Genomic DNA, 14,848 nt, shown 5'->3' with positions numbered 1-14,848 from the left:
CCATGGTCACCAATGATGCATCAGCGCCAATTCCCGTTCCGTCACTGGCTGGGATCCTGGAGCTCGCGCGCACTCAGCGCCTTTCTTTCACGGACTTGTTTCAGTTCGCCGAAAGTCGCAGCGCCGTCGGGCAAAGACTCGAGGCGGCAGAGGTCTACAAGGTCTGGATCGCCTTCAACGAGACTCATCCTTTCCTGCATCTCGTCTATTTCAATTATTCGGTCACCCTGCGGCAGTTGGGCGACGTGGCAGGCTCGATCCACGCATTGCGCGCCTGCTTGAAACTTAATCCGCGCTTTGGACCGGCGCACATCAATCTTGGACGGGCGTTGGAAGACAGCGGCGTTGCCACGCAGGCCATTCTGCAATGGCAGAGTTTCGTGGAGATGACTGCGGAGAGCACAGCCGACGGGCTGCTGCATCGCCTGTTGGCGCTTCAGCACATCGGGCGCGTCATGGAAAACGCGGGTCTCCTGGAAGACGCGGAAACCGCATTGTGGCAGGCAATGGAACTGCGGCCCGACAAGACGGAAGCCGGGCAACATTGGAGCGCGCTCCGCCAGCGCCAGTGCAAGTGGCCGACGCTGGTGCCGTCCGACCATGTCTCCATGCGTCACCTGCTCGATTCCATGTCGCCGCTGGCGCTCGCCTGCTTTTCCGATGATCCATTATTCCAGCTCGCCAAAGCCTACCGCTACAACAAGGCCTTTGTCGGACGTCCGGATACCAGCGGCTTCTCACGCAAGGTGCCCAAGCAGAAGACGGGAACCGGCCAGCGCCTTCGCGTCGGCTATGTCTCCTCGGATCTGCGCGACCACGCGGTCGGTTTTGCGCTCAGAGAGGTGCTGGAGCTGCATGACAAGAAGAGCCTCGAAATCTACGCCTATTATTGCGGCGAGCCGGTTGCAGGGGATGCGACCCAGGCACGCATGAAAGCTGCCGTTGATTGTTGGCGCGATATTGCCGCGCTGAGCGATGCCGACGCTGCAAGGCAGATCGCCGACGACGACATCGACATTCTTGTCGATGTCAACGGCTACACCAAGCATGCACGAACGAAAATCTTTGCCTACCGGCCAGCGCCTGTGGTGGTCAACTTTTGCGGTTATCCCGGCACCATGGGCAGCCCGTTCCATCACTACATCATCGCCGACGAACACATCATCCCGCCCGAGAACGAGATCTATTATTCGGAAAAGGTGCTCAGGATTGCCTGCAACCAGCCGATCGATCGCAAGAGGGTGATCGCCGAAAGGCCGTCGCGAGCAGAAGCCGGACTGCCGGAAGACGCCTTCGTTTTTGCCTGCTTCAACGGCATGCAGAAAATCACGCAGGAAACCTTCGCCGACTGGATGAAAATTCTTCTTGCGACGACGGGCAGCGTGCTCTGGCTGCTCGCTGGAAACGACGATGTGGATCAACGCCTGCGCCAGGCAGCGGAGAAAGCCGGTGTCGCGCCGGAACGGCTCATTTTCGCGCCCAAGGCGCCGAATGCGAAGCATCTCGCCCGCATCGCGCTCGCCGAGCTGTTCCTCGACACATTTCCCTATGGAGCGCATTCCACGGCAGCCGACGCGCTCACCATGGGACTGCCTATCCTGACATTCCCCGGCAAGAGCTTTGCCGCGCGTTTCTGCCATAGCATCGTTGCCGCCGCCGGCGTCCCGGAACTGATCTGCTCGGGGCCGCAGAGCTACATCGAAAGAGCCATTGGCTTTGCAAACGATCCCAAGAGCCTGAGAACGATCAGGGAATCCTTGCAGGCAAAACGGGAGAGCTGCACGTTGCGCGACATTCCAGCTCTTGCCGCCCGCCTCGAGGCGCTTTTCTGGCAAATGCAAGCAGAATCCGAAGGCGGTGAAACACCGGTGCCGGACTTGCGCAACCTCGACATTTATTACGACATCGGGATGGAACTCGTTCAGGACAATATCGCGTTTTCGGACGATCGGGCTTACAGGCAGGCTTACCGCAACAAGCTGGCCGAATGGCACGATTATGCGCCTTTCCCCTACGACAGCCGCCTGGCGACGGAAGGGTTCACCGCCTCGACAATAAGCGCCACCGGGAAGAGCTGATCGGCAATGCCGCGGATTGAAAAAATTGCCGTCGTCGGCGCGGGCCTTTCAGGTGCAGTCATCGGGCGTGAACTGGCCAAGGCAGGTCACGAGGTCGACGTCTTCGAAACGCGAAACCATATTGCCGGCAATTGCCACACGGAGCGCGACGCGGCGACCGGCGTCATGGTTCATGTCTACGGGCCGCACATTTTTCACACCGATGACAAGGACGTCTGGGACTATGTGAATGTCTTTCAGAATTTCCTGCCCTATAAGAACCGGGTCAAGACGACCAGTTCCGGGCAGGTCTATTCCCTGCCGATCAACCTTCACACGATCAATCAGTTTTTTGGCAAGGTGTTCAGGCCTGACGAGGCGCGCGCTTTCATCGACAGCTGCTCGGACAAAAGCATAAGCGATCCGAAGACCTTCGAGGATCAGGCGCTGCGCTTCGTCGGCAAGGACCTGTATGATGCCTTCTTCAAGGGATATACGCAGAAGCAATGGGGATGTTCGCCGGCCGAGCTTCCGGCGTCCATCCTGAAACGGCTTCCAGTCCGTTTCAACTACGACGACAATTATTTCTTCCACAAATACCAGGGCATGCCGGAGCACGGCTATACCGAGATGATCGGGCGAATTCTCGATCACACAAATATAACAGTCCATCTGGAAACGCGCTTCGATAGCGGTCTGCGCAAGAGCTTTGACCACATATTCTATTCCGGTCCGCTCGACGGCTATTTCGAATACGAATATGGCCGTCTGGGATATCGCACGCTGGATTTCGAGCGCTTTACCTATGAGGGCGACTACCAGGGCTGCGCGGTCATGAATTATGGGGATGTCGCCGTGCCCCATACGCGGGTGACGGAACACAAGCATTTTTCCCCATGGGAAGATCATGCCGGCTCGGTCTGTTATCGCGAATTTTCCAGGGCCTGCGGTCCGGATGACATCCCCTACTATCCGATCCGCCTGATAAAGGAAAAGCAGCAGCTTGGCCAATATGTCAGGCGCGCCTTACAGGAGGCTTCCGTCACCTTCGTCGGCCGGCTCGGGACCTACCGCTATCTCGACATGGACGTCACTATTCGCGAAGCGTTGGACACCGCACGGCTATATCTCTCCACGAGCGCCGGTGAGACGCCCATGCCTGCATTCTTGCATCCGCCGCTCCAGATGCCTTGATTGGCGCCGGAACGAGGACGCGAACCCGCCTTTTGACACCCGGCCGAGTCCGGCGTTGAAGTCATTTCAAAAATTTGCAGCATGCTTTTTTGGCAGTGCTCGTCCCAGTCGTTCGAATCCCGCTGCGCCGGGCGAGCGAGGGTGGCGATACGCGTTAGCGAAGTCTTTTCCGGACACGGAGGCCCTGTCGGCTCAGCCCTGGGAGCGGTCAAAAAAGCCGCAGTTCTAGAATTATTTTCTCCAATCATAGGAGTTATTTGGAATCGATCGGAATAGTCATCTCCGGTTACCGCTTATATAGTCTATTAAATTGATAGACTATAAACATGCCCCCCGCCGAATATGCGTCGCAAGAGGACCCATTTTACGGATGATCGCAATGGCCAAACAGGTGATCGAATATGCCGGCGTTCCGGTCGGCATCGTCGTTCCAGACAAGGACCTGCTGAAGTTCATCGCCGTGAAGTTTCATGTGCATGACCTCGACGGCCAGCACTTCGCCGCGCCATCGGATGTGCAGCGGGCAATCCACAAATTGATGTCGGCATCACAAGCCGGCATTCATCGCGCCGCCTGATCGGAGAAACACCATGGGCAGGCTACGCCAATTCTTCCGGCTCTCTGCGTTGCGCGACGAGCTCGAAACGAGGTTGCTTGCTCGAGAGTATCGCTCCCTGCTTCTCGACGACCATTTCGAAGACGGCACGGATAGGGAACTCCAATCGACATACGCGGAGCTCACCATCGAAATCTCTTCGCGCCAGTATCGGCACCGCCATTGATAGCGCTTCCGCTCTTCACGCCATGGCATGAACAGCGACGTCCGCCCTCAAGAAGTGACTGTCAACACCATCATCGACCTGTCGACCGCTTCCATTATCGATCGGCTGGCGTTGCGACCCAATCCCGAGCCGGGTTTTACCGGACCTCAAATTCGGGATCCGGCGGGACCTGCAAGGCCAGCGCAAGATGATTTGTCTGCGCCGCAAGCCCGATGATCGTTAGAAGTTCGCCATGCTGTGCATCCGTCATGCCGCGCGAACGGGCCGCTGCGGTATGGGATTGAATGCAGTACTGGCAAGCATTCGCCGTCGACACCGCTATGTAGATCATTTCACGTGTCAATGGATCGATCGCACCTTCCACGGTCATGACCGATTTCAGCGTTTCCCATACCCGCTTGAGGTTTGCGGGATCGTTCGCAAGCGCACGCCAGAAGTTGTTGATGAAGTCGGTCTTGCGCGTCGCCCTGATGTCGTCGAACACGGCTTGAACGGCCGGAATGGCCGCAGCCTCTTGGTCAGACAGGAGCTTGACTGTTGCCATCGAAAGTTCCTTTCCGGCGGCCTCCATGGACGGCCGTAAACATGATCTTTTCTTCGGTTGCGTCGGCAGGCGAGAATTCACCGACAAGAGGAAATATCTAACGCAGCCGTTTCGGGGAAGCGGGCAAAATTAGAATTATTTATCTATAGAATTTATAGATTATCCTGTTCCCTAGCCCTGTCGAGTTTAGCGATGAGATTTTCGATCGCCCGGTGGATGCCCATCGGGTGCATGTGACTTGCCGTCTTCTTCCAAGACCAACCAGGAGCTTTCCATGAGCAATCCAGTTCTCGTCAATCAGATCATTCCCGAGTCCGATGTCGTGCCGCTGACCGGCCGTGTCGGCGCCGAAATCAGGAGTATCCGCCTTGGCGGAGAACTTTCCGACGCGACGGTGGCAGCCATCAACCAGCTTCTCCTGAAACACAAGGTCATCTTCTTCCGCGACCAGCAACATCTTGACGATACCGAACAGGAAGCCTTCGCACGCCGCCTGGGCGACCTTGTACCGCATCCAACCCAGGGTCCGGTGGCCGGCACGGCTTCCATCCTCAATCTCGATTCCAGCCGCGGCGGCGGCAGGGCGGACCAATGGCACACCGATGTCACCTTCGTGGATGCCTATCCTAAATTCTCGGTCCTTCGCGGCGTCGTCATTCCGGCAGCTGGAGGCGATACGATCTGGTCCAACACGCATGCCGCATATGAAAGTCTGCCGGCGCCGCTCAAATTGCTGGCGGACAATTTATGGGCCATTCACAGCAATGCCTATGACTACGCAGCCGTGCGCCCTCGCGCCACCGCTGAAGAGAAGAAGCATTTCGAGGAAGTCTTCACCTCGACCATCTACGAGACCGAGCATCCAGTCGTGCGTGTCCATCCCGAAACCGGCGAAAGATCGCTGCTGCTCGGCAATTTCGTTCAGCGTCTAGTCGGCCTGTCGAAGAGCGACTCCGCGAAACTTTACGAGGTGTTCCAGTCCTACGTGACCGCCCCGGAAAATACCGTGCGCTGGCGCTGGAGAGCCGGAGATGTCGCAATTTGGGATAACCGCGCGACCCAGCACTATGCGGTCAACGACTACGGCGACCAGCACCGGGTCGTGCGCCGCGCCACCGTCGATGGCGACGTCCCTGCCAGTGTCGACGGTCGCCGCAGCGTCACCCACGTTAAGGCTGCCCGGCCGAAAGCAAATGCCGCATGAGCGCGGCCGGACAGTGGAAGGACATGAAACTCGCAAGCGCTTGCCGTGCTGATCGCCTCGGCTGGCGCAGGCTACGGAATCCACTTGAAGTCGGTTGCTGCAAAATTCCTTAAATCGGCATCGATTGAAGGATAACATCATGCAGTATGTCAAAGTCGACAGCGCCCTCTGCGTATGTGGAAATACGCGCGGCGCTGTCGTGAGATTCCAAGAGCGCACTATCGATGACATCGAGGCAGAAGGGAGATTAGCAATGAGGCGGTTTGCGACACGCGTTGCCATGATTTTCGGGATGACATTTTTCTCGGCCGTTGCGGCCGCTCGGGCCGACGAGCCGGGGCTCTGGAAGGTTTACAACGACGCCTTCAAGGGCGCGAAATATGTGGATCTGACCCATACCATCACTCCGAAAATCCCCGTTTGGGCGGGCTTCGGCAATTCAAGCTTTGCACCGGCAAAGGCGGGTGCGAATTTGGAAGGCTTCGCCAAGCAGGGCGATGTCTACACCTACGACAAGCATGGTTTCGAAGCGACGAGCTACCTGCTGACAACAGATCAGCTCGGCACGCAGCTCGATCCGCCGGCCCATTGGGCACCGGAATATGCCGCAATCGACGAGTTGCCGGCGACCTTCGCGGTCCGCCCGCTCGTCGTCATTTCCATCGAGGACAAGGTGAAGGCCGATCCCGGCTATCACCTGCAGGTCTCCGACATCAAGGATTTCGAGGCGAAACACGGAACGATTCCCGAAGGATCGGTTGTCTTCGTCCGCTCGGGCTGGTCCAAGACATGGCCGGACCCGGCGCTCTCGACCACCACGCCTTTTCCGGGCGTCAGCCTGGATGCGCTGAAATTCCTCCATCTCGAGCGCAAGATCCTGTTTCACGGCCACGAGCCGCTCGATACCGACACCACGCCCAACCTCGAGGGCGAACACTGGCTGATGCATAACGGCTTTGCGCAGGCCGAAGGCGTTGCCAATCTCGATCAGGTCCCGGAAACGGGTGCATTGGTCGCGATCGGTTATCCGAAATTCGGGGGTGGGCTTGGCGGCTATGCCCGCTATATCGCCATCTGCCCTCCGGATTGGCCGCATGGCGTGACCATCGGCTCGGTGCCGGAAGCGCCGCTCGCAAAATTTGACAAACCGCTTCACTACGATGAAGCGGCAGGCATGCGCATTCGATAAATCGGGCGGCGACATCAAGTCCGCTCGGAGAGGTCATTGCCTTTTGGCACACGCCGATCATCCACATAAGGAGGATGTTCGCGTTTGGCGACCGCCAATGGCACGACATCGAGCTCGATGACAATGATCGAGCTCGTTTGGTCGTGGGATCGATGAGCGGTTGTAAGGGCGTCACGGCAAAGGCGCGGTCGGCAAGCAGGCACGGTCCGGATGGCGAGGCCCAGTTTTCGAAGCGAATCCCTGATACACCGAGGAAAAATCAGAAGAGGAACACATCCATGACCGCTCAACCCGTTGCCACCCGCATCGTTCTTGCATCGCGCCCATCCGGAAAGCCGGTGGCGGCGAATTTCCGGCTCGAGCGGGAGACGGTTCGCGATCTCACCGAGGGCGAGGTTCTTCTTGAGACGCTTTATCTTTCCCTGGACCCCTACATGCGCGGCCGCATGGACGATGCCAAATCCTATGCCAAGCCGGTCGACATCGGCGGCGTGATGGAAGGGGGCACGGTCGCGCGGATCGCACGCAGCCGCAACGCGGCGTTCAAGGCGGGGGACATCGTGCTTTCGCATTCCGGCTGGCAGAGCCATGCGATTTCAGATGGTGCGGACTTGCGGAAGCTCGATCCGCAAACCGCACCGATCACGACGGCACTCGGCATTCTCGGAATGCCCGGCTTCACGGCCTATGCCGGGCTTCGCAATATCGGCAAGCCCAAAGAAGGCGAAACGCTTGTGGTCGCCGCGGCGAGCGGCGCGGTTGGCTCGGCAGTCGGGCAGATGGCAAAGATTTCCGGGGCACGTGTCGTTGGAATTGCAGGCGGGCCTGAGAAATGTGACTACATATGCCAGGCGCTCGGCTTCGATGTCGCCATAGACCATCATGCAAGCGATTTTCCGGCACAACTTGCAGCCGCTTGTCCGAAAGGTATCGATGTCTATTTCGAGAATGTCGGTGGCCACGTCTGGAGCGCGGTGTTTCCATTGCTGAACGACTTCGCACGCATACCGGTCTGCGGGCTGATCGCGCATTATAACGAAGGATCCTCTGCCTTGAGCGGACATGATCAGCTTCCTGCGGTGATGCGCGCCATCCTGCGCAAAAGCCTCACCATCCGCGGTTTCATCCAGCGCGAATTCGCCGATCAGCGTCCTGACTTCTATCAGCAGGCTGGAGCGTGGATCACCGAGGGACGGCTCAAATACAAGGAGGACATCGTTGACGGACTTGAAAACGCTCCAGAGGCTTTTCTTGGCCTTCTGGAAGGGAGGAATTTCGGAAAACTGATCGTGCGCGTCGCGCCCTGAAACATCGCCTTGACGTTTCCTATTTCGCGGCGCGGTTCTTTTTGCTCGTTGTCGCAACAGAACAAAAAAGCCAATCCCTAAGAAGCGGATGCCGGAGCACGTATATTCTATGAAAAAGATAGAGACACTTTAATTTAGCCTCATCCTATTCCGGAGGCTATGATGAAGATTACAAGACGCGCTTTCACGGCGGTGGTGGCAGGCGCCATCGCGACACCTTTGACGCATGTTCGACTGGCTGGCGCAGCTGACAAGGTCGTGCGTATCGGCTACCAGAAATATGGAACTCTGGTGCTTCTCAAAGGCAAAGGGACGCTGGAGAAGAAGCTTGAATCGGTCGGCTACACGGTTGAATGGACCGAGTTTCCAGGCGGCCCTCAACTGCTCGAGGCGCTGAACGCCGGTGCCGTCGATTTCGGATCGACCGGCGAAACGCCGCCGATCTTCGCCCAGGCCGCCAACGCTCCGCTCGTCTACATCGCGCACGAGCCCCCTGCCCCGCGCGGCGAAGCCATACTTGTCCCGAAGGACAGCCCCATCAAATCGGTCGCGGAGCTGAAGGGCAAGAAGGTCGCCTTCAACAAGGGCTCGAACGTGCATTACCTGCTCGTCAAGGCGCTCGAAGAAGCCGGCTTGACCTACGAGGACGTGGAAGCATCCTTCCTCGCCCCGGCCGACGGCCGCGCCGCCTTCGAAAAGGGCGCGGTCGATGCTTGGGTCATCTGGGATCCCTTCCAGGCAGCGGCGGAAGTGGCGGTCGAAGCGCGAGAACTCAGAAACGGCGAGGGCATCGTTCCCAATCACCAGTTCTATCTCGGCACCAAGGCGCTGGTCGACGGCCACGCCGAGGCGATCGATGTCTTGATCGAGGCCATTTCCGAGATCGACGAATGGACGAAGTCCGATACCGCGGCTGCCGCTGCAGAGCTGTCACCGTCGGTCGGCATCCCCGAACCTGTGCTCGTCAAGGCGCTCGAGCGTCAGTCCTACGGGGTCAAGAGCCTGGATGACACCGTCGTCGCGCAGCAGCAGAACATCGCCGACACGTTTTTCAAACTGAAGCTCATTCCCAAGCAAGTGAAGATTGCGGACGTCATCCGCAAGAGCAAGGCGTGATCCCCACCTGAGATCCTGGTCCCAGCGGGAAGGTCTGGCCAACCTTCTCGTTAGGAGCCGCGGTGCGAGCCTGCCGAGTGTAGCAAACCTCCGGCACGTGAGACGTTATGCGTCATCATCCCTAGAGCCCGAAGGAACGGAACGACTGATGCGGTTAGTTGGCGAGGCCCCCGCGCACTACGCCTTTTGGACGGATATCGCCGTGCTCCATCCGTCGCTACAATCCTCGCGCGAAATGACGGGGATGGGGGATGCGTCAGGGTTATCGCAATCCACAAAAGAGACCGGTGCTTCTCAAGTTTCCGGGTTTGGTCATCGGCGCGCTCGCGTTTGGTGCGGCCGGCGGCTGGACCGCGAGCGACTTGCTGGCCTCATGGAGCGCTTCTGGCGGCTCCGGACAATCGTGCAGGATCAAGGGCAACATCTCCATCAACACGGGCGAGCGTATCTTCCACCTGCCGGGGCAGCGACGCTACGCAGAGACGAAGATCAGCCCCCAGTTCGGGGAAAGATGGTTCTGCTCAGAATTCGAAGCGTGGGCCGCCGGCTGGCGGAAATCGAAATCGTGATGCTTCGGCGTGGGGCCGGAGAAGCTTTGGCGCGGGCATGCCGCAGAGACCGGGCCGCATCGACTTAACACGTTCTCTGGGAAACGATGGTGCTACGGATCGGGGACTAACCCAGCCCCGATCCGTCAATCCAAGTTGACGTGAGAATCCTCGATAAGCCTTTAACCGCGCTCGCACCGGCGCCCGTCGTGGGACACCGCGAAGTCGCAGCAGTATCGGCTGCTACTCTCCCGTTTGGGGGTTCCTTGCAATTCGTTCGCCGGTTTGGGGGTTTCTTGCCCCTTCGCCCTGCACTTTCCCCGAGCCTGTCGGACCACTCTCCTTGGAGCCAGGCGCTTCGGCCCCGTTTTGCGGCCCGCCCAACCAATCATCGGTCTCGCCGGTACGCTGCTCATTCCATTTAAGCTGGCCCCGAAGATCTTGAGATACTGGCTGGGGAGGCTTTGCCGTGCCAGACGAGTTGGAAGGAGCGGCTTGGCTGGGGTCTTCGGGCGCAGCCGCGTATTCTGGGGGGTCTTGGATTGTCTTCTTGGCGGGAGGCGTCTTAGAGTTATCGGTCATCACGATCTCCACTGTTGCGCCTTGTTGGATTGGGTAAGGCGGACCAACGAAAATTATCAGACCAACGAATTGAAAACTACCGTAGGATTTAATGGTATATTTTACTGTCTCAGGTTGTAAACTTAGATCGACCGGCGAGAGCGGCGGAAAAGATTTCCCTCGAAGACCTCACAGAGGACATAGCGCCGCGGATTGCTGACCAGCCTGAATGCTCGCCCGCAGACGCTTTTACGTGCTATGATGGGCCGCACGGCTCACGCTCGACGTCGGCAATATGGCAGAGCCGAAAGCTACTTTGCCCCGGCGTAGAGATTTTGCGCCCAGCACGGGTTCGAGCCCCGGAGCGCTGGGTGTGTTGCCTTTTTTGCTGATCCGAGGCGAGGAGGTTGTTCATGTCCACGAGTAGTGTCGACCGCCCGCTGCAACCCGGCGACCGGGCACCGAATGTTGTATTCGACGCGATCTCGCGCGAAGGCAAGATCGCGCTCGATGATTTTCGAGGCCGCAGCCCGTTACTGATCGGTTTGTTTCGAGGCCTACACTGTCCGTTCTGCCGGCGTCATCTCGCGGCGATGGCGCAACTCAACCCGGCCCTGAAGGAGAAAGGCATCGAATGTCTCGCAGTGGTCAAGACGCCAGTCGAGCGGGCGCGGCTCTACTTCCGCTACCATCCGCTACCCGACCTTCTTAGCGCATCCGACCCGGTGGGGGCTTCACATCGCGCCTTCGGTTTACCCATCCTCGAGTTCACGGAGAATGAAACCGAATGGCCGCACAAGCTCGGAATGGACGCGGTCATGACAATGCGGATCGATCTGCCGGGGGAGTTGCCCGTGCCGATGAACCCGGCTGCGGCGGGCGACTTTCTTGAGAAAAAGGACTGGTATGAAATTACGGCGGCCGACCGGCAGATTATGATCGCCGGTCACATGCCGCTTATCGGCGAGTTCCTGCTCGATCGGGAAGGCACTGTGCGCTGGAGTTTCACAGAAGCCGAAGAGGAAGGCCAAAATCTATGCCGGGCGCCGAGTCCCGAAGAATTGATGTCCGCAGCTTCCCAAGTCGCACATCTATAAGCTGCTGAAAATCTCGACGACCACCGTCCTCAGACGGTCGGCAGCCTTTACCAATACTCGGCGGACTCGCAGGGCTTCCCGTTGTTGACGATGATCAGCAGGTCGAAATCCGCCCGATAGCCCTTCGTTGTGAAGGGTTCATCCACCCAGCCACCTTTGGCCTAGAAGCCAAACAGGATGATCTTCAGGATCCGGCCACTTCCAACACCGCGCCTAATTTAACTGTTGGCGAAATGATGTAGGGCCAAGCCGAGGTCGGATACGCGCCTAAGCTCCTCGGCCGCGTGCATTGCCTGTGGCTGATCGGGTCCGTATGACTGCCGCCGGCTAACGGCTCGCGGCCGTAGTCGATGGCGCTTCCCATAAGGCGGGGAACCTCGTCGCAGCTGCGAGCTGAGCGGCGTCGATCCGGCCGCGCGAGGCCAGCATCGTGATGTCGCTCTCCTTGATGTTGATGATCGCTGGGACCGTGCGCGGTTCGTCGCATCTGACGGATGTCGAACCAGCGACCCCTTGACCCCAGGAATTGGAGCCGTGATCGACGGTTTTGCCGCCGATCGCGACGCCTTCCAGCATTGTCAATGTCCGGACCTGGACTTGGGCCTCAGATATGCAGGGCACTTCCCAAAGCTTTCAGCGCCGCCTCCATCACCGCTTCGCTGCGGGTCGGATGTGCATGGATGGTGCCTGCGATGTCTTCCAGACGCGCACCCATCTCGATGGCCAGCGCAAAAGCCGCCGAGAGCTCGGAGACCCCGGCGCCCACCGCCTGCAGGCCGAGCACGAGATTGGTGTCGGCGCGGGCCACCACGCGCACGAAGCCCTCTTCGGATAGCATCGTCATCGCCCGACCGTTGGCGCTGAACGGAAACTGGCCGGTGCGGATTTCATAGCCTTGCGCCTTCGCCTCTGCCGGCGACAGGCCGGCGCTGACGATCTCCGGGTCGGTGAAGCAGATGGCGGGAATGCATCTTTTGTCCCAGGCCCGCTTCTTGCCCGCAATGATCTCAGCCACCATCTCGCCTTGCGCCATGGCCCGGTGGGCAAGCATCGGCTCGCCGGTCACGTCACCGATCGCATAGATGCCGCGCATCGACGTGCGGCAACGATCGTCGATCCTCAGATAAGGGCCGGCACGATCGAGATCGAGCTCTTCGAGACCCGACCCAGCCGTTCTCGGGCGGCGGCCGACGGTGACGAGGATGCGGTCCGCCGGCAGGCTTTGCTGACGGCCATCCGGTGTTTCGACGATCAATGCGTCGCCATCGTCGGCAAGGCCGATCGCCTTGGCGCCGGTCAACACCCGGATACCGCCTTCGGCCAACTTGCGCATGACGGGCCGCACCAGCTCGGCATCATATTGGGGCAGCACCTGCGGCGTCGCCTCGACGACCGTCACATCAGATCCCATCTTGGAAAAGGCCGTCCCGAGCTCCAGCCCGATATAACCGCCGCCGACCACGACGAGTTTGTTCGGCAGCTCGGTCAGCGACAGCGCCTCTGTCGAGGACATGACGCGGCCGCCGAAAGGCAGATCGGCAAGCTCCACCGGATCGGAACCGGTGGCGATCACCACGGTCTCGGCCCGGATGATCTGCTGGCCGGTTTCCGTCTCCACCTCCACCGTCTTGCCGTCGCGGAAGCGGGCCCGACCGTGGACGATCTTGACCCGCGCCTTTTGCAGCAGTCCCGAAACACCGCCTGTGAGCCGGCCGACGATCCCGTCCTTCCAGGCAATCGTTCTGCCGAGATCGATCGAGGCGCCTTCGACGCGGATGCCCATCGGGTTCCTGCCAGCCAGCATCTTTTGCGTCGCGTCGAATTCCTCGGCCGCATGGATCAGCGCTTTGGAGGGAATGCAGCCGACCGTCAGGCAGGTGCCACCCGGTTTGCCGGCCTCGACGATGACGGTATCGATGCCGAGCTGTCCGGCGCGGATGGCGCAGACATAGCCGCCCGGACCGGCGCCGATGACGAGGAGCTTGCAGAGGATCTCTTTCATGGATCTCAGCCTTCGATGAAAATGAGCGCCGGCGTTTCGATCAGCGTGCGGATGCGCTGCACGAAGTTTGCCGCATCCCAGCCGTCGATGATGCGATGGTCGAAACTGGAGGAGAGGTTCATCATCTTGCGCGGCACGAATTGCGCGCCGTCCCAGACCGGTCGCGTGGCGATCTTGTTGACGCCGATGATCGCCACCTCGGGATGATTGATGATGGGTGTCGAGACGATGCCGCCGAGCGCGCCGAGCGAGCTGATGGTGATGGTGGAGCCGGAAAGCTCATCGCGCGTCGCCGTCCCGGATCGTGCTGCTTCCGCCAGCCGGTTCATCTCGGCGGCGCAATCCCAGATGCCGCGGGCTTCCGCATGCCGGACCACCGGCACGGTCAGGCCGGCCGGCGTCTGTGTGGCGATGCCGATATGGACGGCACCGTGGCGGGTGATGATGCCGGCATCGTCGTCGAAGGTGGCGTTGACGTCAGGCTGCTCGGAAATCGCCTTGACCAGTGCGCGCATCAGGAAGGGCAGAACAGTCAGCTTCGGGTGGCCTGGCCTGCGGTCGCCGTTCATGGTGGCGCGAAGCTCCTCGAGCGCGGTCATATCCACTTCCTCCACATAGGTGATGTGGGGGATGCGCGAGGCGGAAAGCACCATCTTCTCGGCGATGCGGCGGCGCAGGCCGGTCAGCTTGATCTCCTCGGTCGCCGTCTTCCTGGCAAAACCGTTCTTCACTGCTGCGGGAGCGGCTCCTGGGGTCAGGAATTGCTCGATATCCTCGCGCAGGATACGCCCGGCCGGTCCTGTCCCCTGCACCTGCCTGAGATCGACACCGCTTTCCCTGGCAAAAAGCCGCACCGAGGGAGCGGCAAGCGGCTTTTCCGTCGATGCAGCCGCCGGCACTGGCGCTGGCGCTGGCGCTGCCGGGGTAGGTTTTGCAATGTCGGCCATGGGGGCTTCGGCAATCGGCGCCTGCCCAATCACCACAGGCTGCGTCTCGCCGACATCTCCCGCCGTCTCGATCCGCACCAGCGGGGCCTTGACCGCGATGCGGTCTCCGACCTCGCCGGCAAGCCAGATGACGGTGCCATGGACGGGCGACGGAATTTCCACGGTGGCCTTGTCGGTCATGACGGCGGCAATCACCATGTCCTCGCGGACGGGATCGCCTGTCTTCACGTGCCATTCCACAATCTCGGCCTCGGCGACCCCTTCCCCGACATCGGGCATCTTGATGATGAATTCGCCCAC

14 protein-coding genes and 1 pseudogene are annotated in these 14,848 nt (G+C 59.8%); 10 read left to right on the top strand and 5 right to left on the bottom strand.

Translation table 11 applies throughout. The features are described from left to right. Positions 1-2 precede the first annotated feature (2 nt). The 4 genes from FHX10_RS12475 to FHX10_RS12460 all read left to right on the top strand — a co-directional run bounded on the left by FHX10_RS12475 (position 3) and on the right by FHX10_RS12460 (position 4,033). Positions 3-2,078: a glycosyl transferase gene (locus FHX10_RS12475; protein ID WP_184389366.1), complete on the top strand. Its 2,076-nt coding sequence runs from the start codon at positions 3-5 to the stop codon at positions 2,076-2,078. A gap of 6 nt (positions 2,079-2,084) precedes the next feature. Next, positions 2,085-3,251 (top strand): UDP-galactopyranose mutase, encoded by a 1,167-nt coding sequence (locus FHX10_RS12470; RefSeq protein ID WP_097595458.1) that lies wholly within the window; start codon positions 2,085-2,087, stop codon positions 3,249-3,251. A 379-nt stretch (positions 3,252-3,630) separates the two neighbouring features. Continuing rightward, positions 3,631-3,828, top strand: coding sequence for a hypothetical protein (locus tag FHX10_RS12465; protein WP_097542459.1), 198 nt, complete (start codon positions 3,631-3,633; stop codon positions 3,826-3,828). A 13-nt stretch (positions 3,829-3,841) separates the two neighbouring features. Then, on the top strand, positions 3,842-4,033 hold the full coding sequence (locus tag FHX10_RS12460; RefSeq protein WP_164735891.1) for a hypothetical protein: 192 nt from the start codon (positions 3,842-3,844) through the stop codon (positions 4,031-4,033). Between the two features lie 136 nt (positions 4,034-4,169). On the opposite strand, the gene FHX10_RS12455 is transcribed toward FHX10_RS12460, so the two are convergent. Next, positions 4,170-4,577 (bottom strand): carboxymuconolactone decarboxylase family protein, encoded by a 408-nt coding sequence (locus FHX10_RS12455; protein WP_097542660.1) that lies wholly within the window; start codon positions 4,575-4,577, stop codon positions 4,170-4,172. A 274-nt stretch (positions 4,578-4,851) separates the two neighbouring features. Here FHX10_RS12455 and FHX10_RS12450 point away from each other — a divergent pair, with 274 nt between their 5' ends. The 6 genes from FHX10_RS12450 to FHX10_RS12425 all read left to right on the top strand — a co-directional run bounded on the left by FHX10_RS12450 (position 4,852) and on the right by FHX10_RS12425 (position 11,599). Further along, complete coding sequence (locus FHX10_RS12450) at positions 4,852-5,781, top strand: TauD/TfdA dioxygenase family protein (RefSeq protein WP_097542461.1); 930 nt, start codon at positions 4,852-4,854, stop codon at positions 5,779-5,781. 292 nt (positions 5,782-6,073) lie between these two features. Next, positions 6,074-6,970 carry a cyclase family protein gene (locus FHX10_RS12445; RefSeq protein WP_164735890.1) on the top strand — a complete coding sequence of 299 codons (897 nt, stop codon included), beginning with the start codon at positions 6,074-6,076 and terminating at the stop codon, positions 6,968-6,970. Between the two features lie 278 nt (positions 6,971-7,248). After that, the gene (locus FHX10_RS12440) at positions 7,249-8,277 is read left to right on the top strand and encodes an NADP-dependent oxidoreductase (protein WP_184389364.1); all 1,029 of its coding nucleotides are present in this window, start codon (positions 7,249-7,251) and stop codon (positions 8,275-8,277) included. A 162-nt stretch (positions 8,278-8,439) separates the two neighbouring features. Beyond that, positions 8,440-9,393: a sulfonate ABC transporter substrate-binding protein gene (locus FHX10_RS12435; protein WP_063475905.1), complete on the top strand. Its 954-nt coding sequence runs from the start codon at positions 8,440-8,442 to the stop codon at positions 9,391-9,393. Positions 9,394-9,644: 251 nt separating this feature from the next. Further along, positions 9,645-9,962 carry a succinoglycan biosynthesis protein exoi gene (locus tag FHX10_RS12430; RefSeq protein ID WP_097630243.1) on the top strand — a complete coding sequence of 106 codons (318 nt, stop codon included), beginning with the start codon at positions 9,645-9,647 and terminating at the stop codon, positions 9,960-9,962. A gap of 953 nt (positions 9,963-10,915) precedes the next feature. Continuing rightward, positions 10,916-11,599 (top strand): redoxin family protein, encoded by a 684-nt coding sequence (locus FHX10_RS12425; RefSeq protein ID WP_097542467.1) that lies wholly within the window; start codon positions 10,916-10,918, stop codon positions 11,597-11,599. 30 nt (positions 11,600-11,629) lie between these two features. On the opposite strand, the pseudogene FHX10_RS35050 reads toward FHX10_RS12425, so the two are convergent. The 4 genes and pseudogenes from FHX10_RS35050 to FHX10_RS12410 all read right to left on the bottom strand — a co-directional run. Further along, a pseudogene (locus tag FHX10_RS35050) lies at positions 11,630-11,796 on the bottom strand (nucleotidyltransferase); the annotation flags it as partial. A 130-nt stretch (positions 11,797-11,926) separates the two neighbouring features. Then, entirely contained in the window at positions 11,927-12,175 is a 249-nt protein-coding gene (locus tag FHX10_RS35675) for a hypothetical protein (RefSeq protein ID WP_097542468.1), read from the bottom strand. A gap of 28 nt (positions 12,176-12,203) precedes the next feature. Next, entirely contained in the window at positions 12,204-13,601 is a 1,398-nt protein-coding gene (lpdA, locus tag FHX10_RS12415) for a dihydrolipoyl dehydrogenase (protein ID WP_097542469.1), read from the bottom strand. Positions 13,602-13,606: 5 nt separating this feature from the next. Further along, positions 13,607-14,848: a dihydrolipoamide acetyltransferase family protein gene (locus FHX10_RS12410; protein WP_097542470.1), complete on the bottom strand. Its 1,242-nt coding sequence runs from the start codon at positions 14,846-14,848 to the stop codon at positions 13,607-13,609.

The organism is Rhizobium sp. BK591 (assembly GCF_014195045.1).
Classification (GTDB): domain Bacteria; phylum Pseudomonadota; class Alphaproteobacteria; order Rhizobiales; family Rhizobiaceae; genus Rhizobium; species Rhizobium anhuiense.
This window is presented reverse-complemented; position numbering and strand designations above follow the sequence as displayed.

Excerpts from the sequence above, each read along its gene's own strand:
- FHX10_RS12425 (WP_097542467.1), top strand. The coding sequence starts at position 10,916 with ATGTCCACGAGTAGTGTCGACCGCCCGCTGCAACCCGGCGACCGGGCA.
- FHX10_RS35675 (WP_097542468.1), bottom strand. The coding sequence starts at position 12,175 with ATGCTGGAAGGCGTCGCGATCGGCGGCAAAACCGTCGATCACGGCTCC.
- FHX10_RS12435 (WP_063475905.1), top strand. The coding sequence starts at position 8,440 with ATGAAGATTACAAGACGCGCTTTCACGGCGGTGGTGGCAGGCGCCATC.
- FHX10_RS12460 (WP_164735891.1), top strand. The coding sequence starts at position 3,842 with ATGGGCAGGCTACGCCAATTCTTCCGGCTCTCTGCGTTGCGCGACGAG.
- FHX10_RS12455 (WP_097542660.1), bottom strand. The coding sequence starts at position 4,577 with ATGGCAACAGTCAAGCTCCTGTCTGACCAAGAGGCTGCGGCCATTCCG.
- FHX10_RS12475 (WP_184389366.1), top strand. The coding sequence starts at position 3 with ATGGTCACCAATGATGCATCAGCGCCAATTCCCGTTCCGTCACTGGCT.
- FHX10_RS12440 (WP_184389364.1), top strand. The coding sequence starts at position 7,249 with ATGACCGCTCAACCCGTTGCCACCCGCATCGTTCTTGCATCGCGCCCA.
- FHX10_RS12430 (WP_097630243.1), top strand. The coding sequence starts at position 9,645 with ATGCGTCAGGGTTATCGCAATCCACAAAAGAGACCGGTGCTTCTCAAG.
- lpdA (WP_097542469.1), bottom strand. The coding sequence starts at position 13,601 with ATGAAAGAGATCCTCTGCAAGCTCCTCGTCATCGGCGCCGGTCCGGGC.
- FHX10_RS12465 (WP_097542459.1), top strand. The coding sequence starts at position 3,631 with ATGGCCAAACAGGTGATCGAATATGCCGGCGTTCCGGTCGGCATCGTC.
- FHX10_RS12470 (WP_097595458.1), top strand. The coding sequence starts at position 2,085 with ATGCCGCGGATTGAAAAAATTGCCGTCGTCGGCGCGGGCCTTTCAGGT.
- FHX10_RS12450 (WP_097542461.1), top strand. The coding sequence starts at position 4,852 with ATGAGCAATCCAGTTCTCGTCAATCAGATCATTCCCGAGTCCGATGTC.
- FHX10_RS12445 (WP_164735890.1), top strand. The coding sequence starts at position 6,074 with ATGACATTTTTCTCGGCCGTTGCGGCCGCTCGGGCCGACGAGCCGGGG.